Source organism: uncultured Ellagibacter sp. (genome assembly GCF_934617235.1).
GTDB lineage: Bacteria > Actinomycetota > Coriobacteriia > Coriobacteriales > Eggerthellaceae > Ellagibacter.
Genome location: NZ_CAKTTZ010000042.1, coordinates 1 through 20188 on the forward strand (window position 1 = coordinate 1; position 20188 = coordinate 20188).

The following is a 20188-nucleotide window of genomic DNA, read 5'->3' on the forward strand; positions in this document are numbered from 1 at the left end:
GCCGAACCCAAGGCCAATACAAGCGTAGAAAACGAGCAGCATGGCATCGCTTGACGCCTCGGCGCCCACTACGATACCAATCACGAGAACGAGCGCGGCTACTACGATAAGCCGTATCGGCTCGATGCGATCGGACACTATCCCCATGGAAATCTTGCCTACAAGGCCCATTGCCCCCATAAGCGCCACTCCCGCAACAATGAGAACACTATCGAAACCGAGCGACGTAAAATGGAGGACACCCTGCGAAGTCGAGAGCGTATATGCCGCGAACCCACTCGTTGCCGCAAGGGAAATGAACCAAAACGTCGGCGTACGAACAACTTGTTTGAACGGGACGCTCTCTTGATTCTTGTACACCACGAACCTATAGTCGCATTTTTTAGCTGCCACCTTGGCTCTTGACGTACCATCAGGTATTTCCCCGATGTCAGAAGGGTGATTTTTCACCAAGAAAAACGCCACAGGAATAGCCAACGCAACAAGCGCGGCGATGAGATACCAGCCACTTCTCCAACCGCCGCCAGTGGCTCCCATGATGGCGTTCACGGCAGGCGGTGCAATAAACGACGAACTTGCGCCAATGACCATCATGCAAGTCATTGCTACACCACGACGCTCCACAAACCAGCTGCCCAAAGTGCTCTGCACCGCAAGCTGACCCACCATCATGGTAGCCGCACTTGTCACAACTCCGAACACTGCAAAATAGGCGACCGGCGAAGAGACGAAAAAGATGAGCGCGAGTATGGCACAGAGGAGAACCACCGCGCCGAGCGTCATACTGAAACGAGCGCCGAACTTTGAGATCAGTGCACCAACAAGCGGCGCTGAAATACCTTGCACCAGCACGAAGAGCGAGAACCCCGTTCCGAGCATCGTCGCGTTCATCCCGAGCGCCTCGTCTTGAAGCATGAGCGGATTCACGATGGTAGCCGTCGCGAGGATAATCCCCGATGAACAGAAATATAAAAAGCCAAGAATCACAACGAGCGAGTAACCATAAAAGAGGCCACGCTTTGAATCTTTTGCCTCTAACTCTTTTCGCTGCGTGGTAGATGACATGCAGCCCACCCCCTCGTGTCCGCCTCCCCCTGAAGGCAAGTATCCCCACAACCGTACCTAGGGTCTACAGACGCTCATGTTGATTTTGGATCATGGCTCACCATCTCAACCTTAGATGTTGAGATGCAGTCAGCAATGCGCTAAATAGAAGCCTGAACTGGTGATTTACGGGACGGTAAAAATCGATATCTTATCACTTGAAAGGAAGCGTATCGGCGCCTTTTCTTGAAAGATAATCCTCGCGCGAGAAGCCGTTTGTCTCCTTCGCGAGAAAGCTAATGAACGATTCAACCGCCCCATTGCCTTGCGATTTCTTCCACATCGGACCAGCGCATAAATCGAATCCAGTTCCCTCAATAGGAACGAACACGACGTTGCCGTTGCCATACACGCTGAGATGATCGAGAGCCATGGCCACTCGCCCGCTCGACACGAGCGTCGCCATAAGCGCCGCCGCATCGACAACGCGATCGTCGTTTCGCACGTCAATACCAGCGCTGCGAAGCCTCACACTCGTCTGGGTGAGAGTGCTCCTAAAGCTATCGAACCGTGGAGCAAGCACAACCTCGTTTCGCAAATCGTCAATAGTAACCGACGACCTTTTCGCAAGTCGATGAGATTTCGGAACCGCAAGCTTATAGCGATCTCTATAGAGGCATCGAGACTCGTAACGATTCGAGTTGCCAGGCTCAGAGAAAAGCGTAAAACCAACGTCTATCGTCCCTTGCGTAAGTCCACTTTGCACAGCACCGATTTCCAGCTCCTTGAACTCGAACTCAGTACCTGGATGCTTGACGCTGTACCTACGACACACTTCCGGAAGAAACGAGCCATACGATCCGAGAAGAAAGCCTATCGTCACGCACGAAGTAACACCTTCACGATAATGAGCGATGCGACCCATAGCACCCTCATAATCGTCGACAATCTTCCGCGCATCGGCAACGAAAATCGCGCCCACCTCCGTGAGCTCGACCGCATGGCTATTCCTGTTAAAGAGCCGAACGCCCAACTCCCTTTCAAGGCCAGCGATATGATTGCTGAGAACAGGCTGAGAAACGAAAAAGTTCTTCGCGGTTTCGGTATAGTTGAGCGTAGACGCAAGCAAGAGAAACTCGTACAGAGTATCGATTTTCACCGCTTTGCTCCCCTCTCGCTATGCCCCTCATTATATACGTTGGAAACAGACGACTAAGCACCATTTCAAAGCAGCAAGCTATCCACTTCAGGCATGGTGCGGTTGGATAACGCACGTCACCCAACCGCCCTGCCCTATTGCAGCGAGAGACTACCAGCCTAGCGTCCCAAAGTGAAGAGCGATACCTTCCTCTTCGACAGCAAATCTCCCAAATCGTCAGCGTCCCTTAAGTAAAGGCATCCAGCCTGGCAGTGCTGTACGCACGAAGGCAGCTTACCTTTCGCCTGGCGATTCGCACAGATGTCGCAGCGATCTGTGGGAATAGGCATGAATTCGAATTGCCATTTTCGTGGCTTTATTTCATCAGGACCGATTTGCGTAAGCTTGATGCCGTACTTGTCAGGATCCATCCCATGTTCCTGTTGACATGCAATTTCGCATGTATGGCATCCTGAACAATACTCGTAGTCAACAACGAGAACTTGTCTCATGGTAATCACCCCTCGGCCTTTGCGATGCTGCACAACTGCGATTTGTATGACGCACCCAATCCCACCTTGCCGGGACGCATGGGAATAAGCTTGTTGATATTGCATTCCATGACACCGAACAGCGTGCCGTCGTTCGGATCACGCTCAGGGAACCACCAAGCATGATCAGCTGAAACGGTATCCTTTCGAATTCGAATAGAAAGTTTCGCCTTCTGCTTACACGAACCGTAATTGTTCTCAATTTTCACCCAGTCGCCATCGGCAATGCCGTACTTTTCTGCCGTTTCGGGATGGATGAGCACCGTCGGTTCGGGGTGAATTTTGCGCATAGACGGGCTTTGCCTGTGCTCGGAATGAAAGAAGCCCCAGGAACGAGCGCCAGTGGTAAGAACAAGCGGGTACTTTTCTGCCAAATCGGGGCGGGAAATCGGACTTTCGGGCGGCTCTTCGTAGTCAGCCAAGGGTGAAAGACCGAAATAGGTCATCTCTGGGCAATAGAAATTATACCGCCCTGTCTTCGTGGCAAAACCGACCGTGCCATCGGAGCGCAATTTGCCCGACTTGTACTTGTAGTACTCAAATTCCGGATAGAGCCAGGTGCGCTCTCGAAGAGACTCGTAAGTAAGGCCCGTGTTGCGAAGCAGATAGTCATACATTCCTTCTTCGCTGTCCCATTTTTTGTACTCGTCGCCTTGAAAGCGGCCACCTGCTTCGTAGATGATGCGCTGATCGGATTTGCATTCACCAAGAGGCTCAACAGCCTGAGCAATTGCGCCCAACGCATAAGGCTGGTGCCCCGTGATACCAATGCGCTCCGCAAAGCACGCTGCGGGAAGCAGGACATCGGCGCAAGCAAGTGCCGTCGGGGTCAAGAACAGGTCAACTACTACGTTGAAGTCCATCTTCTGAAGCGCGGGCAAGATGCGCTGCGGCTGTGCGCCCATGCAAGCGATGGCATTGTTTTGCATCATGAACATCGCCTTGATCGGGTACGGCTCGCCCGTTTCCATGGCTTCAAGCAGCATATCGGGGCTGATAGCAGCAATTGCATTGAGCGCAGGGTATTTGTCGTTCATCGTGAGCTCGGGATGCTCCAGCGGTTTATGGCATCCATCCCACACCCATTCACGCGGAAGCCATGTTACGCTCATGTCCCACACAGGATTTGCGGCAACCATCGAGCCAGGTTTCTCAAAGTTACCTGTAAGAGCCATAAGATCGAAGCACGCCATGCCTGTTATGAAGCCCTCTGACGTATGGTCCATCGCAACGCCCCATTGCAAGCACGCCGATTTCGCATGGCCGATTTCAAGAGCCGCTTCGACGACCAAATCCTCGTCCACGCCACACGTCTTTGCAGCAAACGACGCAGGATACTTCTTCACATTCTCGGCGAACTCATTGTAACCATAGCACCATAAATCAATGAATTCCTTATCTTGCAAGTCGTTCTCAATGATGATATTGCAGAGTGCGAGTACAAGCGCCGTATCTGTACCTGGACGAACCTGAAGCCATACATCAGCCTTACCAGCCAACCAGGTAAGCTTCGGGTCGACGACAATAAGCTTGCTCCCGCGCTTCATGCATTCAACTACCCAGTGGCCAAGCGTTCCGTCAGAATTAGCGACGACGGGGTTGTTGCCCCACACGAGGATGCATCCAGGTGGTTCCCACGCTGGATTATTATAACGATCAGCGAAGAACTGAGAGTAGTCACAGATAAACAAACCGCCTGCTTTAAGCGAGGTCGAGAACATACGTGGCGCGTAACAAGCCTGCCCCGAAAGAAAACCTGTACCATAATTCGGAGTTCCCAGGCACAGCGCCATTAGCTTTCCGTAGCCGTTAATGTCACGACCTGTGCCTTGCGTCACCCAAATCGATTCGGGACCGTACTTTTCGATGACAGCCTTCATTTCGCGTTCGATGATGTCATACGCCTCATCCCAAGTGATGCGCTCGAAGGTGTTCTTTCCCCTGTCTTCCTTGGCTCGCTTCATCGGGTATCGCAGACGGTCTTTGTGATACAGCATCTCCTTGAACGCCAAACAGCGCGGGCAAAGACGGCCCTGGTTGTACGGGTTTTCCGGATCGCCCTCGATTTTTTCGAGCACACCATCCTTCACGTACATAAGAATGCCGCAGTTGTCGTGGCAGCCTGGGCCTGATCGCGCGTTCGATCGAATGACGGTATACCCGTCCTCTTCCCAAGTCCATTCGCGACCCGTTGGGTCATCCTGCGTGGGACCCATCAGCTGCGCTTCCTTCCAGTTGGTTTTGAACTCCCCTCGATTCGCCTCCATAGCGACTCCTCACCTCATCTGGCTTGTAACGCTGGCCCGATTGTAAGACGCATGGATGCAGCTTAGTTTTTCGTTTATCTTCCCGGCTATTAATATATCAAATCAAAGCAGGTCAAACTGCTTTTTCAGTAGTTTATCTATTTCAAGTCTAAATGCATACGCCAGATGCTGCCCCATATGAGCAATGTCTACCCGATTCGGCAAATTGTCCCTGCGAGAAGCGTCGAGAGACCGCTTTGGGGAGTCACGCGGAAACGCGCGCGGGCTGGTTTTACGACGGCGCCCAATGCTCAGTGAGTACCCAACAAGCTTGACCGCTACCCCAATGCCACCTTTCTTGCCCCGATTTCCCCCATGGGGGACAAAAAATGGCGATATGTGAGTCAAGAGGGCTTCCCGCGATCTTCTCCCGATCGGCTCGAATGAGAAAGCCCAAGTCGCAGCTTTCTACCCTCCGTGAGGATATTCCCCTCGCAGCGAGTTGACTCGCATATCGCCATTATTTGTCCACGACGGAGGGTATTTCGCGAAAGTTCGCCTTGACAAACCACGGCGCAAGAAAAAGCGGGCACGTGGCCCGCTCTCCCCTTGTGGCCCCGGACAGAGCCTCAAAACCTTACAGCCAGTAGCCGCCATCGGAGGGGTGTTCGACGACAGTGTGCGACTGAACGAGGTACGTGTCAATCGAGCCGATGAAGCCCGCACCGTGCGCGGAGAGGCGCTTGAACTCCTCCGACGCATAGAAGCAGTTGAACGCGTCCCAGTTCTCGAAATAGAACTCGACCATGGCATCGACCGGCAGCTCGTCATACGTTGCGGGCTTTCCTTCCACATAGCGAGCCATCACGAGGTTTTGGGCATAACCGGCATGACCAGGGCAAGCCTCGACGAGCTTGGCGTGCGCGTAGCACCATTCGCGCTGGAACTCGGCGGCGGAGACGTTCTCGGAGCGGCGGATAAAGGCGACGCGGTGGATCATGTCGTCGCGATTGCGCAGATACTCGGGGACCTCGCGCACGACGCGGCGATCGAACACCACGATGTCGCACAGGCGCTTGGACAAAAGCTTCTCGGCATCTTCGAGCATGGCGTTGCCGGTCTCCTGGTCCATCGACGACACGCCGTCGTGCATAGCGGTGAAGTCGTCGAAATGCATCTCGGAGAAGCCGTCGATGTCGACGCTGCCGCCCCCGATGGGATGGCGATGCTCGCGGTCGATGACCACGTTCTGCTTGTAAGCGCGCACGTTCTTCATGTCGGCGACGATGGGGCCGTGAACATTCAGCCAATGCTCGGCAAACTGCTCGTCGGTCAAGTTGTCGTTCTTCTTCAAAAGTCCGCAACGGACAATCATGTTTCCTCCTTTATGGGCAAAGCCGTCCCTGATGGGGCTTGTAGCAGTAGGAAGCCGCGCCGACGGCGGCACCAGCGCGGCCCGAGTTTCCTACATCATGAAAACCTTGTAGGCGTTCGCGCAGTCGTCCGCGAGCTTCTTGATCTCGCCCTTTCCGCGCAGGTAGGTGAGCGACATTTCCTCGAAATACCAGCGGCCGTCGATCTTCACGTACTTGTTGTCATAGTGCGCGCGCCCGACAAACTCGCCGCCGTGCTTCGAGTCGTACAAGTCGTCCTCGAGCGACCAATGCGAGATGGCATGGGTCTCATCGACGAGCTCGACCCAGTGATGATGCCCCTGATGACTTGAGATAACCCCGTCGCAGAACTTCCCCTCCATCGTGGAGAGCATGCCGTCGCGGCCCTCGTAGCGACCGCCGGTCGTGTTGTTGATGAAGACGAAGTCCTCGATCAAAATCGAGCGCAGGCCTTCCCAATTCTTGGCGTCGAGATAGTCCCAATAGTTGGCCTGCAAACGCTCAATCGCGCGCAAATCCTCCTGTGCGGCGATGCGCTTTTCAAGCTCTTCCAAAGTCGTCATCGGGCACTCCTTTCAAACGGGAACCGGTTACTGCAGGTTGAATCCGCCATCTTCGTAGATGGTTTCGCCGGTGATGAACGACGCCGCCTCCGAGCAAAGGAACAGCGAGACATCGACCATCTCGCGAATCTCGCCGTAGCGATGGAAGGGCATCTTGGCGAGAAATGCCGCGTTGCGCTCGGGGTCGTTACGCGTGCCCAAGGTGATGCGCGTAAGCGACGTGCCAGGGGCGATCGCGTTCACGTGGATGCCGTACTCGGCGAGTTCGCGCGCCATGGTCTGCGTGAGCATCTTCACCGCGGACTTTGAAGGCGGATACGGGGTGACGTTGCTGATAGTGGTGCGGGAGCTGTTGGAGCTGACGTTTAGGATATGACCCTGGACGCCAAGCTCGACCATGGTGCGTGCAACCGCCTGGGCAACGTAGAAGACGCCGTTCAGGTTGGTGTCGATGACCTCGAGCCAGCCTTCCTTGGTGCACTCGAGGAAGCTTTGCCTGCACACCGTGCCGGCGTTGTTCATGAGGATATCGATGCGGCCGAAGCGCTCGATGATTTCCTTCACGCATTCCTGGACGCGGTCGTAGTCGCGCACGTCGCAATGCATGCACACAACGTCGTCGTTGCCGCCGAAGACCTCTTCCATCGTGTCATCTTCGATATCGAAGATGACGACCTTGGCACCCTCCTTGACAAGCTGCTCGGTCAGGCCGCGGCCGAAGCCGTTGGCGCCGCCGGTGACAAGCGCGACCTTATCGACAAATCTCTGCATTTCCATGGTTAGTCTCCTATCGTATTCATTGCGCCAAATCGATGGCGCATCATGGCCGAGTGGCCGCTGGATTCGATTAGAGGCTTTGGCCTCCGTCTGCGAAAACGGTCTCGCCGAGCAAAAGCGACGCCTCGTCGGACGCGAGGAACAAGCCCAGGCTCACCGCTTCATGGATCTCGCCGTAGCGATGCGTCGGAATCGCCTTGAGGAACGCCTCGTTCATCTCGGGATTCAAGCGCGTCGGCTCGCTCATGCGGGTCTTCACGGTGCCCGGCCCGAAAGCATTCACGCGAATGCCGTACTCGGCGAGCTCTTTGGCGAACTGCTTTGTGAAAATAGTGATGGCAGCCTTGGACGCGGGGTACGCGCCAAGGAACTTCGGAATGAAGCGGAAGGTGTTGGACGACGTGTTGATGATCACGCCCTTCGTGCCCTTTGCGACCATCGCTTGGGCAACGGCCTGCGCGACGTAGAATGTGCCGCACACGTTGGTCAAGATCACCTTGTCCCAGGCTTCCTTCGGGCAATTCAGCATGCCGTACTTGTCGTTGTCCTTGATGGAGATGCCCGCGTTGTTCATGAGGATATCGATGCGGCCGAACTCCTCCACCGCTGCGTCGACCATCGCATGTACGGCGTCGAAGTCCCTGATGTCGAGGGCGAACCTGCGAACGCGGCCCTCTTCCCCGTACACTTTTGCAAGGGTTTCCTCTTCGAGGTCGACAGCCACAACAACCTCGACTCCCTCCTCGAGGAAGCGCTCGACCATGCCGCGCCCGATACCGTTCGCAGCGCCGGTCACCACAACGACTTTACCGTCAAATCTTGCCATAATCGATCGTCCCCTTCGGCAAGCATTCCCCCGAAACTCGCCTTCATCGAATGTTCCGATATGATTTGCAGAAGGAGCCCCTTCCCAAAGAAGAAGCTCCCGATGCGTGACTAGTTCTTGTCCGCGGTTGCGAGGTGGAGATACGTGGTGGCGCCACCGTCAGCGGAAATGAACTCGCCGTTGATGAAGCTCGCATCGTCGGAAGCGAGGAACAAAACAACGGATGCGATTTCCTCAGGCATGCCGTAGCGCTTCAGCGAGGAGGCGTCGCACAGGCCCTTGCGGTTCTGGCCGCGAGGAAGCGTCATGCCGGAGAGGATAAGGCCGGGATTCACCGAGTTAACGCGAACACCCAGGGCACCAAGGTCGGTTGCGGCGGCGCGGGTCATGCCCATCGCGGCGGCCTTCGCCATGGCATAGCCGACGAAGTTGCCGGGGCCGAAGTGAGTGCCCTGATAGGAGCACGTGTTCACGATTGCTCCGCCGCCAGACTCGATGATGGAAGGCGCGCAATAGTGCATGCCGTTGTAGACGCCCCAGCAGTCGACGTCCATGATGCGCTCGAGCGACTCGCGGGTTTCCGTAAGGACGCTACCGTTCTGGCAGATGCCGGCGTTGTTGACCAAAACGTCGAGGCGGCCGCACTCTTCCTTGATGCGGGCAACGAGGTTCTGCCAACCCTCTTCGTCGGCGACGTCCATGACGACCGCGACAGCCTCGCCGTCATCGGCGAGAATGTTCGCCTCGACGCGCTTCAAGCCCTCTTCAACAACGTCGACTATGTAGACCTTCGCACCCTGCTGAGCGAACATCTTGGCTTCGATTTCGCCCTGACCGCCGGCGGCGCCCGTCACGATAACGACCTGGCCGTCGAACTTGCCGGTGCCCTCGGGAACGCGAGGCCAGTGCTTGGCCTGGGATTCCGCATAGATGCGCTCCTCGAACTCCTTCTGGCCCGGGCCGGTGACAATCGCCTCATCAAAGAATGCTGCGCGCTCGGATTTCATTCCGTCCTCCTTGTGACTCTTTGTGAATGTTGCTGTTGTATGTTGGGGGAAAGCGCAGCCGCGCTACACGTGCGTGCAACGCGGCTGTAGCGAATCGACCTATTTGACGACGATGGGGTCGACGAAGTACGTGGTGACGGTGCCGATGAACTCAGCAGCGTGCGGGCTTGCGCGACGCTCGAAGCCGGGGGTGCCGTAGCACTCGTCGAAGGCGTCCATGTCCTCGAAGAAGAACTCGACCATACCCTCGAAGGGAAGCTCGTCGTAGCTCACATGCTTGCCATCGATCAGGCGGTCGACGACGAGGTTCTGGTTGTAGCCGCAGTAGCCGGTCATGTGCTTCACGAGCAGGGAGTGGGTGTACCACCACTCGGTGTGGAACTTCATCGCGTCCACGCCCTCCTTGCGGTCGCAGAAGGAAACGCGCTTGATCGGGCCCTTCTTCTGCAGGTAAGCGGGAACCGGGGTGTCGACCTTCTTCACGGAGACGAACTCGGAAACCGGAGCCTCGGCAACCTTCGCGTAAAGCTCGGCGATTGCCTCGCCCTTGGCTTCGAGGGCCTCGTTCATATCGCCATAGCTGTCGAAATACATCTCGACGAAACCGTCGATGTCAACGCTGCCGCGTCCTGCCCAAGAGCGCTGCTGACGGTCGGTGACGACATTGATCTCGCATTTGAACAGGGTAGGCATCTCCCCTACGATAGCCTCGAACCCCTCTACGAGCGCATTGCGGAAATCCTTCTCGGAAACGCCTTCTTTACCCTTCAGCAAGCTGATCCTCGAAATCATTTGTTCCCCTTTCTACAATGAATCTTCAGCATATGCTTTCGTTCTATGCCCTCTGCCTTCAGTTTCCTACGGCTTTGGGACAACGCCAAGAACGCACTTGAAAGTGCGCGCCTTACCTTTAAGTAAGGCATTGAATCGGACTGATAATTCTACCAACTAAATGGAGCAAGCGGCCTCGTACGCGTTGCGTATGTCCTCGAACGCGTCGGCCACGCCAAGCGCATCCCCCACGACAAGCACCCTGCCGCAAAAGCCCGCTTCGGGAATCTCCGTAGCGAGAGCAGACTCGCTGCGAGAGCCGAACGCCGTAACGACCGTATCGAAGCCGGTGAGCTTCGACGTGACGCCGCAGTGCTCGGCAAGGACGCCCGTGTCGGACACCTCGACCACCTTGGTGCCGGTTCGCACTGAAACTCCCAGCTCATCGAGGTGCGCGAGCGACCAGCTGCGCGGAATCGGCTCCGCATCGGAGGCAATCTCGGATGCGGCCTCGATGATGGTGACCCGTGCCCCCTGCTCAGCAAGGAGCTCGGCGGTCTCTACGCCAACCTGGCCGCCTCCTAAAACTGCTACCTTTCCCCGAACAGTCGCTTTGCCCGCAAGCACGTCCCACGCGCCCACAACAAGCGGCGACTCCGCAAGGCCGGGGATCGGCGGGGCGGAAGGAACGCTGCCCGTCGCGACGATGACCACATCAGGAGCAGCCGCGGCAACCCGGGCAGCCGTCATCTTCTCGTTGAGGTGAACGCGCACGCCAGCCTTCTCAATCTGGCGAACCTGCCATGCCGCAAAGGTTGCAAGTACCTGCTTGCCCGGCGGAATCGCAGCGAGACGCCACTGTCCGCCGAGCCTGTCCGATGCTTCGAACAAGTCGACATCATGGCCCCTTGAAGCGGCAACCAGCGCGGCTTCCATGCCAGCGATACCGCCGCCAACCACCATGACGCTTTTGACTTCGGGCCGCTCGTCCGCACCCAAATCGAAGCGCTCCGAATACTCAACCTCGCGTCCCGTGCGGGGGTTGAGCGCACAATGCACGGAATGGCCACGCCTGCTCTCGCCCGCACACCCGCGCAAGCACGCGATGCACGGGATGATATCCTCCGGACGACCCTGCGCCACCTTCAGCGGGAACTGGGGATCGGCCAGAGACGAGCGCCCCATGCCGACGAAATCGGTAGTATCTGAAGCAACGAGCTCTTCGGCGATGGCGGGATCGGAAATCCGCCCGACGACCGCGATCGGCACGTCGACGACTTCCTTCAGCGCGCTGGCAGAAAGAGCGTAGAAGCCAGGCTCGATTCCCGAAGGCGGCGTGATCACATCGCGCGATTCGGGCACCCCTTGCGAAATATTGAGCAAGTCGATGCCCGCGGAGCCGATCATCCGAGCGAGAGCCCTCGTCTCGTACGCGCCGTTGCTTCCCGGCACATGGTCACAAGCGCTGAAACGGAACGAAATCGGGTAATCGGGGCCGACGGCATCGCGGATGGCTCCTATGACCTCGAGCGCGAAGCGCGCCCGGCCAGGAAGGCTTCCCCCGTACTCGTCGCATCTCTTGTTGCAGACAGGCGAGAGAAACTCGTTGATCAGGTATCCGTGTGCCCCGTGGATCTCAACCGCATCGAAGCCCGCCTCCTTCGCGCGACGAGCAGCGGAAGCGAACGCACCCACCACAAAGCGGATGTCGTCATGGCTCATTTCCCGTGGCGTATTCTGCGCCGTCGGGTCGCGAAGCGCCGAGGGCGCCATGAGGTTCTCACCCGCAAAAGCGGGGTTTGCAACCCGTCCGGGATGAAACAGCTGCGCACCGATGGTTCCGCCCGCCGCATGGATGCGACGCACGAACTCGGCGTGGGGCGCAATCTGGGAATCGCTCCACAGACCAGGGAGGCGCACATGGGTCTTCCCCTCGGGGACGATTGCATAGTTCTCGGTGATCACGAGGCCCCATCCGCCGCGAGCCTTCTCCTCGTGAAAGCGGATGAACTGCTCGGTCGGCAGGCCGTCTTCGCCTGCCATATCGGTAACGGCAGCAGTCGCGATCAGGCGATTCTTAAGAGTCAGCCCCCCGATGCGCCCCTCGGTAAGCAGATAGTCGAAGTTCCCCATAGCACGTACCCCCGCGTCAAAACCAAGCTTGGGCATAAGCCCAGCGAAATAGAGAACAGGGGCCAAACATAGGCTCGACCCCTGTTGAAATCTTAACTACCTTACAAGCTTCGCTTGCACAGCTTAGGCAGCCTGCTCCTTGGCCTTCATCCTCTTGAAGAAGAACAGGGCGATGGCGAGCAGAACGATACCGACGATGCAGAGAACACCGAGGATCGGGAATGCGGAGCTGTAGCTGCCGGTGGTGGCGAGAGCGTTAGCTGCAACCTGGGGCCCGATGAAGGAAGCCAGGGTGTAGCCGATGAACATGAAGCCGTAGTTCTGGCCCATGTTGCCAGGACCGAAGGCGTCGGCGTTCAGCGAAGGCATGATGGCCATGATGCCGCCGAAGCAGATGCCGAGCACGCAGGACTCAGCGATGAACACCATCGGGGTATTAGCGCTCGAGTACAGGAACAGGTGGATTACCGCAGTGACAGCAACGGCACCGAACATGGTTTGGAAGCGGCCGAACCTGTCGGAGATGGCGCCGAGGCCCACACGACCGATGGCGTTCGCGATACCGAAGATGCCGACCATAAGAGCGCCCATGCCAGCGTCCATGCCAGCTTGCGTCTGGCCGATCAGGGAAACGGTGGAGAGCATCGTAACGCCGGTGCAGCCAACCATACCGAAGAAGAGAAGCATAACCCAGAAGAAGGGAGTCTTGAGCATTTCGGGAGAGGTGTAGCTCTTGACCTTGGTGTCGACGACCTCGACGGGCGGTTCCCAGCCTTCGGGCTTGTAGTCAGCGGCAGGAAGCTTCAGAACGCGAGCCAGGATGATGAAGCACACGATGCAGAAGATACCGACGATGTTGAAGCAGAGAGAAACGTTGAACTGCTCGATGAGCATGTTGGCGATCGGAGCAGTGAACAGCGGGTAGATAGCCATGATAGCGAGAGCGATGCCGTTTGCGAAGCCGCGCTTGTCAGGATACCAACGGGTGCATACCGCGAGCGACAGGTTGTAGGCAATACCGTCGCACACACCGACCAGGATGCCGAAGGTCACGTAGAGCACCGGGATGCTGCTTGCGAAGCCGGTCAGGAACCAGCCAAGGCCGAAGCCGACGCCGGCGATGGTCATGATCGTGCTTGCAGACCAGCGGCGCTGCAGCCAACCGCCGATAGGACCGGAAACGCCGATGAGGGCGATAACCAGCGTGTAAGCGAAAGAAACCTCTTGCGGAGACCAGCCATAAGCCGCCATGAGGGGCTTCTGGAAAACGCTCCAGCAGTTCAGAGAAGCGGTGAGTGCACCACAGAGTGCCGCGCAGATAAGCATAACCCCTCGGCGCGCAGTTTTCTGAGACATTGTCATCCTCCTTGTAGACAACTAAACACATTTATAGATGAGAAACCGACCCCTTAAACGAAGCATCCCCTTTCTACGTCGGCAAACTTCGGTTTCCCCATGCACTCCGCGGCTCGCCGAATCGGAAGATCCCGACACGGCGAGACGCGGGATGATGCCTTAAATCAAGCACCCTACGCGACGACCATCGGCGAACGCATGCTTGAAGAACGCGTTCTCCCCACCAAGCGTGGAGCCGATCTCGTACGTTTCGGGAACGATCGAGCGTGCCATGTCGAAGAACGCCGGGTCGCGCACCTCGGGAAGCATGACCATCATAGAATCGCACTCGATCAACTCTTCGGAGCCGTCCGCCCCGCGGACGACGGCACCCTTCTTGGTGAATTCAGCCACCGTCGAGTTGCGCACAATTCGAACGTTTTTACGCTCGAACCAAGGCACGATGCGCTCCTTGTACTTCAGCGGAATCAGCCCGCCGATGTCATCGTTTTCGGCAACGAGGACAATCTCCTTGCCGCGCTTGCGCATGAACTCGGCACACTGCGCACCCTCCGCGCCTGCACCCCAGATGAGAACCTTCTTTCCCACGGGGAAGAACTTCTCGCTCATGGAGGCGAGCTTGTCGGGCCCGAACATCTTCATCGGAACCTGCGCGAGCTTGCTCATCATCGGGATGGTGAACACATTTTTGCGGCTCATACCCGGAATGTCGGGAATGAAGTAGGGTGACGAGTTCGCGACGACGACGGCATCGGGAGCGACCTTGCGGATGAGGCGCTCGTCGACTTCCGTCTTCAGACTGACCTTGACATTGGACTTTTCAATCATGGTCGTCAGGTAGTCGAAGATGTGCATGACCTCTTCGCAGCCGCCGCTCTTGATCATCGCGGCGAGCTTGGTGCGCCCGCCTAAAGAGCCCGACTTCTCGTAGAGGGTGACATCGTGGCCGCGCTCGGCGAGGGTCAGCGCGCACTCCATGCCGCCAGGGCCGCCACCGACAACCATGACGCGCTTCTTGGTCTCGGCGGGCTTCGCCGCAAGCTGACGCTCCTGGCCAAGCGTAGGGTTCACGCGGCAGATGCGCGGCTGGGTGACCGGGTCCTCGCAGCTTGCGCAACGAGTGCAGTGAATGATCTCGTCGGTTCGGCCCTCTGCGACCTTCCGCGCGAAATGCGGGTCGGCCCAAAGCGTGCGGCCAAGCGCGATGATGTCCGCGTCGCCGTTTTCAAGAACGCGCTCGGCGAGGTCCTCGTCCATGCGACCTGCGGTCATAACGGGAACGTCGACAGCGTCCTTGATAGTTTTCACAACAGCGGTCCACAAGCCCATATCGTGGTACTCGTCCATGAACGGCTCCATGAACTCGTCGGGCTCGGGGTAGGCGAAGTAGTCGGGGCAGTAGCGAAACGGGGTGGGCCCGTATCCATAACCTGCGACGCTGATGTACTGAGCACCCGCCTCAACAAACGCCTTCGCATTGTCAGCTGCCCATTCGGGCGTGATGCCGACCTTGGTGGGATGGAACTCGCGCCCGTTCAGGCGGCAGCCGATGACGAAGTCGGGGCCGCACGCCTCACGGATGCCGCGGATGATTTCGCATACAATGCGAGTGCGGTTCTCGATGTTTTGGCAACCGTACTCGTCGTCGCGCTTGTTCCACAGCGGGCTCACGAAGCTGTTAAGGAAGTAGCCATGCGCGATATGGACCTCGACCGCGTCGAAGCCGCCTTCCTTCAAGCGAACCGCCGCTTCGATCTGCTTGCGCTGCGCTTCGTGGATCTCGTCAACCGAGAGGCCTCGGGTGGGATGGCACCACGGAGCAGGAACCGGGATCTCGTCAGCGGTCAGGGAAGACGCACCGACGGGCAGCTCGCCGTTGGGGCCGAGCCCACCGGACGGGCCGATGTGGTGAAGCTGACCGATGGCAAGGCAGTCATGCTTATGGATTGCCGCAGTGAGCTCCTTCATGCCGGGCACGAACTTGTCGTCGTAGGCACCCAAATAGATTCCAGGAGCAGGCTCCCAAAGAATCGCGGCCACGTTAATCGCAGCCAGGCCACCAGCGGCCATATTCTCATACATCGCCAACGCATCGCTGTCATCAGCGGTGTTGTCGAGATTCCAGCGCCAGGAAGACTGCGGCGCCTTGATCATCCTGTTCTTCATAACGAAGTTAGGAGCAATCTCGATAGGCGAAAGAAGTGTTTCATACTTGTTCACAGGAACGCTCCTCGTTTCACGCGAAACCGATACCGAAGGGGGATGGGCCTTGGCGGCATGAAGCCGAAAACACGCCGCCAAGACCGGGGCCTAAGCACTACAGCTTCAAGCCGATTTCCCTTCCCTGGCTAACGGCATCGACCATGAGCGAACTGCTGGAACCTTGGCATGCGCCGATCGCGTAAACCTCAGGGGCCAAATCTTTCAATCGATCGTAGAGATCGAGATTGGTGTCGGGGGACTTGAAGACCATGATGCTGTCAGCCTTCATGTAGCGCTCCTCGCCATCCTTCACGTACGTGATGCCGCGCTTGTCGATGGACTTGAACTGGACACCGGTCATGATATCGATGCCGTTCTCCTCCAGATACTTCAGCGAGCGGGTGCGGTAGCGCGGGGGCAGGCCCTCGCCCACCGTCTCGAGGTCTTCGAGAATGGTGACGTTCTTGCCGCGCTTGTGCAGGAAGATCGCGCCCTGGACGCCCTCGATCTGGCCGCCGATGACAACGCAGTTCTTGCCGATGCCGGGAAGGGCGATCTGCGAGAGCTTGTTGATGGCGGTAGCGCCGAAGAGCTTCAAGGGCTTTGCCGCGAGCTTCGTGAGCTGGGGCACGGTCGAGACGATACCAAGGTCGATGCCCGGGATGTCCGGCACACCGTACTTGCCGCCGGTTGCCACAACGATGGCGTCGGGGGCCATGTTGCGCACGAAATCAGGCGTGACCTCGGTCTTCATCTTGATGGTCAGGCCCGGGGTCTTCTTCGCCTGGCCGGTCAGCCAGTCGATAAGCGCGGGGACGTTCTCGCATACGGTGCCCTTGACCATGGTCGCGAGGTTGAGTTCGAGCGCAAGGATGGATTCCTTCTCGCACAGCGTGACCTCATGACCGCGCTCGGCAGCGACGCGTGCAGCCTCGAGGCCGGCAGCGCCTGCACCCACGACGAGGACCTTCTTCTTGACCTCTGCGGGGGTGGAGACAAGCTCGTTCTCGCGCAGGAACGCGGGGTTGACGCGGCAGCGGCGCTTGACGCGCTCGTTCATGCGAAGCTGGTCGCACGTTGAGCAGTGGTTGCAGCGACGGATGTCCTCGGGGCGGTTCTCCGCGAGTTTGTTCGGAAGCTCAGGATCGGCCCACAGGGCGCGCGCGAACTGAGCAAGGTCGACCATTCCCTTTTCGAGGGCGGACTCTGCCTTTTCCGGAGTCGCGAAACCAACGCCGAAAACGGGAACGTTCACGGCCTTCTTGATTGCTTCTGCAGGGGGGATGACCAGGCCTTCGCCGTCAAGACGGGGAAGGAACTGCTTCATCTCGGGATCGGCGGTGGGGTACTGCCAGTAGTCGACCGCGAACTGCATGGGCACAGGGCCGTAGCCATAGCCGGTGACGCTGATGTAGTCTGCGCCTGCGGCCTCGTAGTACTTCGCGATCTCGACGCCCTCTTCGATGGTGATGGCATCGGGATGGCAGAACTCCTGACCGTTCGTGCGAACGCCGACGATGAAGTCCTCGCCGCAACGCTCTTTGACGCCGCGGATGATCTCGCACTGCAGGCGCGTGCGGTTCTCGATGCTCTGGCAACCGTACTGGTCATCGCGATGATTCCAAACGCGGGAAGCGAAGCTCAGCAAGAAGTAGCCGTTGGCGGCGTGCACTTCGATGCCGTCTAAGCCGGCCTTCTTCGCGCGCTCTGCAGCGGCGAAGTAGCGCTCTTTCCATTCCTCGATCTCCTCGAGGGAAAGGCCGCGCGTCGGATGGCAATAGGGAGCAGGGCTGGGAAGCTCCTCTTCGGTCAAAGAGGAAGAGCACCATGCTCCCCCGATGGTCTTGATCGCTGCGCCGTTCTGGAAAATCTGAGCGATCAGCTCGCACCCATGAGCGTGGCATGCGTCGGCGAGCTTTGCGAGACCGGGGATAAACCTGTCGTCGTAGAGACCGCCCACGGGGTAGGTCTCGACGGTGTAGACGCCACCGGCATTGTCGTCGATGAGCATCGAGGGATCGTCGGAAATCATTCCGCCGAGGATGATTGCGCCGGCGCCGCCCTTGGCCATCGCTTCATCGAGGCCGATGATGACATCGTTGCAAGCCTGGTTCGGGCCCCAGGACATCGCAGACGAAGGCGCTTTGACAATTCGATTCTTCCAAGTGTGAGAACCGATTTTGATCGGTTCCAAAAGCTTATCGTAGGCTCCCATTTCTTCCTCACTCCTCCGTTGGCCCCATGGCCAACACTATCTTTCGACTTCGACCGTTAAACGCTTCGAATCGTCCGTACACCTACTATTTTTACGGAGAACTCGAGAAGCGAGAAGAACGCACTCCAAAGTGCGCTTCTTACCAAAAGGTGAGGTCATCGCTTACTTTTAGGTAAGCAACACGCCTTTTTTCTTCCGCAATGAAGCAGAAAAGGCGAGCTTTGGGCCGCGTTTGGCGACCCCTTCCAAAACCGACTTTCGCAAGCGTCCGAAGCTGTGCGAAGACGGCATCTATCGACCCTTAAAGCCGCACGACGCCAAGGCCGCATCGGCGAGGGGAGTTGCGAAGCGCAGGAGGGGGATAAACTCCCGCGCTTCGCAGGGGACGTCCGATCGAGAACGCCGCAGACCGCCTGAGCCTGGAGGGACTAAATCTTGAAGCTCGGGCTATTTGACCTTCCCGTCCTTGCCGTAGAAACGCTTCAGCAGGAACACGGAAGTGACAAGGGTAATAAGGATCGCGCCCATGATCAGCCAGACAATGGAGATCTGGTTTCCCGTAGCTGCGATCAGAGCGGTTGCGGCCAGAGGGGCCAGACCGCCGAAGACTGCGGCAGACAGGTTGTACGCGAAGCCGACGCCGCTGCTGCGAAGCTCGGTGGGGAAGATCTCGGTCGAGACGACGGCATTGCCGACGGCGATGAGCGTCTGGCAGGCAACGAGGATGCCCAGCAAGGCGATCATGATCGCGGGGTTGGTGTGCTGAACCAAGATGGAGAACACCGGATAGGTGAAGATCAGAAATCCGATGGAGCCGATGATCAGACCGCGACGGCGGCCGATCTTGTCGACGATCTTGCCGGCAAACGGGCACAGGATGAGATAGATTGCCAAAACCGAAGTGTTGACGGCGAAGGCATCGGACATCGACGTACCGACGAATTGGGAAATGTAGGTCGGCATGTAGGTGATCAGCAGGTAGTAGCTCGTGGATGCGCCTGCGAGCAGCAGGATAACAGCCATGATGGAAGCGAAGTGGCCGACGAACAGGTCCTTGAAGGGAATCTTGACCTTTGCCTCGACGCCAGCGGCCTCTTGCTCGGCCTTGCGCTTCTGGAACTCCGGCGAATCGGGAACGTTGCGGCGCATGTAGACGCCGTAGATCGCGATCAGGATGCCGCAGATGAACGGGATGCGCCAGCCCCAAGCGTACAGGGCTTCGGTGGGCAGGATCGACGTGATAATGAGGCCGGACGTGGAACCGATGATAAGGCCGACGCCGACGCTGAAGGGCTGCCAGCTCACGAGGAAGGCGCGGTTGTTGGGCGTGCCGTACTCGGAGATGAACGTAAGCGAAGAGCCGAACTCGCCGCCTGTGCACAAGCCCTGGATAAGACGGAGCACCGTCAAAAGAATCGGGGCCGCGATACCGATTTGCTGGTAGGTGGGCAGACAACCCATAAGCATGGTGCAAATACCCATACCGAGGATGGTCAAGGTCAACGCCTTGATTCGACCATGCTTATCGGCATACGCACCGATAAGGATACCGCCGAGCGGGCGGACCAAAAAACCTACCGCAAACGTCATGAAACTCAGCAGGAGACCTACGATGGGATCTTCGGCTGCGAAAAATTCAGCCGAGATGATAACCGCAAAGTAGCCATAGAGACCATAGTCGAACCACTCCAACATGTTTCCAAGACTACCAGAGAACACAGCCTTGGCCAGCGAAGTCTTCTTCTTTGCAACTTCTCCCATGTTCTCCCCCTTCCTTGATTTGTTTGTTTCGAATCCCCTATAACCCCAAAAGCAGCAAAGCCGCAAAGACCCTGCCGCCTTAAGCTCCCGCGCACGTATTAGGCCGCGCGCGGGAGCTGAAATCCACTACGAAGGAGCAACCACCGAGAAAGTCTTGGTCAGATACGTGTTGATCTTGCCGATGAAGGTCGAACCATGCTGAGC

The 20188-nt window shown here is 57.7% G+C and carries 14 protein-coding genes; all 14 read right to left on the reverse strand.

All coding sequences use genetic code 11. The features are described from left to right. Nucleotides 1-1065, reverse strand: a 1065-nt coding sequence (locus Q0G85_RS08255) for an MFS transporter (protein WP_297156568.1), incomplete at its 3' end; no start/stop codon positions are given. 193 nt (nucleotides 1066-1258) lie between these two features. Further along, nucleotides 1259-2203, reverse strand: coding sequence for a LysR family transcriptional regulator (locus Q0G85_RS08260; RefSeq protein ID WP_297156572.1), 945 nt, complete (start codon nucleotides 2201-2203; stop codon nucleotides 1259-1261). A 496-nt stretch (nucleotides 2204-2699) separates the two neighbouring features. Beyond that, on the reverse strand, nucleotides 2700-5000 hold the full coding sequence (locus Q0G85_RS08265; protein WP_297156575.1) for a molybdopterin-dependent oxidoreductase: 2301 nt from the start codon (nucleotides 4998-5000) through the stop codon (nucleotides 2700-2702). Between the two features lie 616 nt (nucleotides 5001-5616). Then, nucleotides 5617-6354 carry an EthD domain-containing protein gene (locus tag Q0G85_RS08270; protein ID WP_297156578.1) on the reverse strand — a complete coding sequence of 246 codons (738 nt, stop codon included), beginning with the start codon at nucleotides 6352-6354 and terminating at the stop codon, nucleotides 5617-5619. Between the two features lie 90 nt (nucleotides 6355-6444). Next, a complete protein-coding gene (locus Q0G85_RS08275; protein WP_297156582.1) occupies nucleotides 6445-6936 on the reverse strand; it encodes a nuclear transport factor 2 family protein in 492 nt (163 codons plus the stop codon). A 27-nt stretch (nucleotides 6937-6963) separates the two neighbouring features. Then, nucleotides 6964-7713, reverse strand: coding sequence for an SDR family NAD(P)-dependent oxidoreductase (locus tag Q0G85_RS08280; protein WP_297156585.1), 750 nt, complete (start codon nucleotides 7711-7713; stop codon nucleotides 6964-6966). 70 nt (nucleotides 7714-7783) lie between these two features. Continuing rightward, on the reverse strand, nucleotides 7784-8539 hold the full coding sequence (locus Q0G85_RS08285; protein WP_297156588.1) for an SDR family NAD(P)-dependent oxidoreductase: 756 nt from the start codon (nucleotides 8537-8539) through the stop codon (nucleotides 7784-7786). 110 nt (nucleotides 8540-8649) lie between these two features. Continuing rightward, nucleotides 8650-9546 (reverse strand): SDR family NAD(P)-dependent oxidoreductase, encoded by an 897-nt coding sequence (locus tag Q0G85_RS08290; protein WP_297156593.1) that lies wholly within the window; start codon nucleotides 9544-9546, stop codon nucleotides 8650-8652. A gap of 99 nt (nucleotides 9547-9645) precedes the next feature. Beyond that, entirely contained in the window at nucleotides 9646-10338 is a 693-nt protein-coding gene (locus tag Q0G85_RS08295; protein ID WP_297156596.1) for an EthD domain-containing protein, read from the reverse strand. A 156-nt stretch (nucleotides 10339-10494) separates the two neighbouring features. Next, nucleotides 10495-12450 carry an FAD-dependent oxidoreductase gene (locus Q0G85_RS08300; RefSeq protein ID WP_297156599.1) on the reverse strand — a complete coding sequence of 652 codons (1956 nt, stop codon included), beginning with the start codon at nucleotides 12448-12450 and terminating at the stop codon, nucleotides 10495-10497. A gap of 123 nt (nucleotides 12451-12573) precedes the next feature. Continuing rightward, nucleotides 12574-13806 carry an OFA family MFS transporter gene (locus Q0G85_RS08305; protein ID WP_297156601.1) on the reverse strand — a complete coding sequence of 411 codons (1233 nt, stop codon included), beginning with the start codon at nucleotides 13804-13806 and terminating at the stop codon, nucleotides 12574-12576. A 159-nt stretch (nucleotides 13807-13965) separates the two neighbouring features. Then, the gene (locus Q0G85_RS08310) at nucleotides 13966-16026 is read right to left on the reverse strand and encodes an FAD-dependent oxidoreductase (protein ID WP_297156604.1); all 2061 of its coding nucleotides are present in this window, start codon (nucleotides 16024-16026) and stop codon (nucleotides 13966-13968) included. Nucleotides 16027-16123: 97 nt separating this feature from the next. Then, on the reverse strand, nucleotides 16124-18223 hold the full coding sequence (locus Q0G85_RS08315) for an FAD-dependent oxidoreductase (RefSeq protein ID WP_297156607.1): 2100 nt from the start codon (nucleotides 18221-18223) through the stop codon (nucleotides 16124-16126). Between the two features lie 447 nt (nucleotides 18224-18670). Continuing rightward, nucleotides 18671-19984 (reverse strand): MFS transporter, encoded by a 1314-nt coding sequence (locus Q0G85_RS08320; RefSeq protein WP_297156610.1) that lies wholly within the window; start codon nucleotides 19982-19984, stop codon nucleotides 18671-18673. Nucleotides 19985-20188 lie beyond the last annotated feature (204 nt).

Excerpts from the sequence above, each read along its gene's own strand:
- Q0G85_RS08265 (WP_297156575.1), bottom strand. The coding sequence starts at position 5,000 with ATGGAGGCGAATCGAGGGGAGTTCAAAACCAACTGGAAGGAAGCGCAG.
- Q0G85_RS08270 (WP_297156578.1), bottom strand. The coding sequence starts at position 6,354 with ATGATTGTCCGTTGCGGACTTTTGAAGAAGAACGACAACTTGACCGAC.
- Q0G85_RS08275 (WP_297156582.1), bottom strand. The coding sequence starts at position 6,936 with ATGACGACTTTGGAAGAGCTTGAAAAGCGCATCGCCGCACAGGAGGAT.
- Q0G85_RS08280 (WP_297156585.1), bottom strand. The coding sequence starts at position 7,713 with ATGGAAATGCAGAGATTTGTCGATAAGGTCGCGCTTGTCACCGGCGGC.
- Q0G85_RS08285 (WP_297156588.1), bottom strand. The coding sequence starts at position 8,539 with ATGGCAAGATTTGACGGTAAAGTCGTTGTGGTGACCGGCGCTGCGAAC.
- Q0G85_RS08290 (WP_297156593.1), bottom strand. The coding sequence starts at position 9,546 with ATGAAATCCGAGCGCGCAGCATTCTTTGATGAGGCGATTGTCACCGGC.
- Q0G85_RS08295 (WP_297156596.1), bottom strand. The coding sequence starts at position 10,338 with ATGATTTCGAGGATCAGCTTGCTGAAGGGTAAAGAAGGCGTTTCCGAG.
- Q0G85_RS08300 (WP_297156599.1), bottom strand. The coding sequence starts at position 12,450 with ATGGGGAACTTCGACTATCTGCTTACCGAGGGGCGCATCGGGGGGCTG.
- Q0G85_RS08305 (WP_297156601.1), bottom strand. The coding sequence starts at position 13,806 with ATGTCTCAGAAAACTGCGCGCCGAGGGGTTATGCTTATCTGCGCGGCA.
- Q0G85_RS08315 (WP_297156607.1), bottom strand. The coding sequence starts at position 18,223 with ATGGGAGCCTACGATAAGCTTTTGGAACCGATCAAAATCGGTTCTCAC.
- Q0G85_RS08320 (WP_297156610.1), bottom strand. The coding sequence starts at position 19,984 with ATGGGAGAAGTTGCAAAGAAGAAGACTTCGCTGGCCAAGGCTGTGTTC.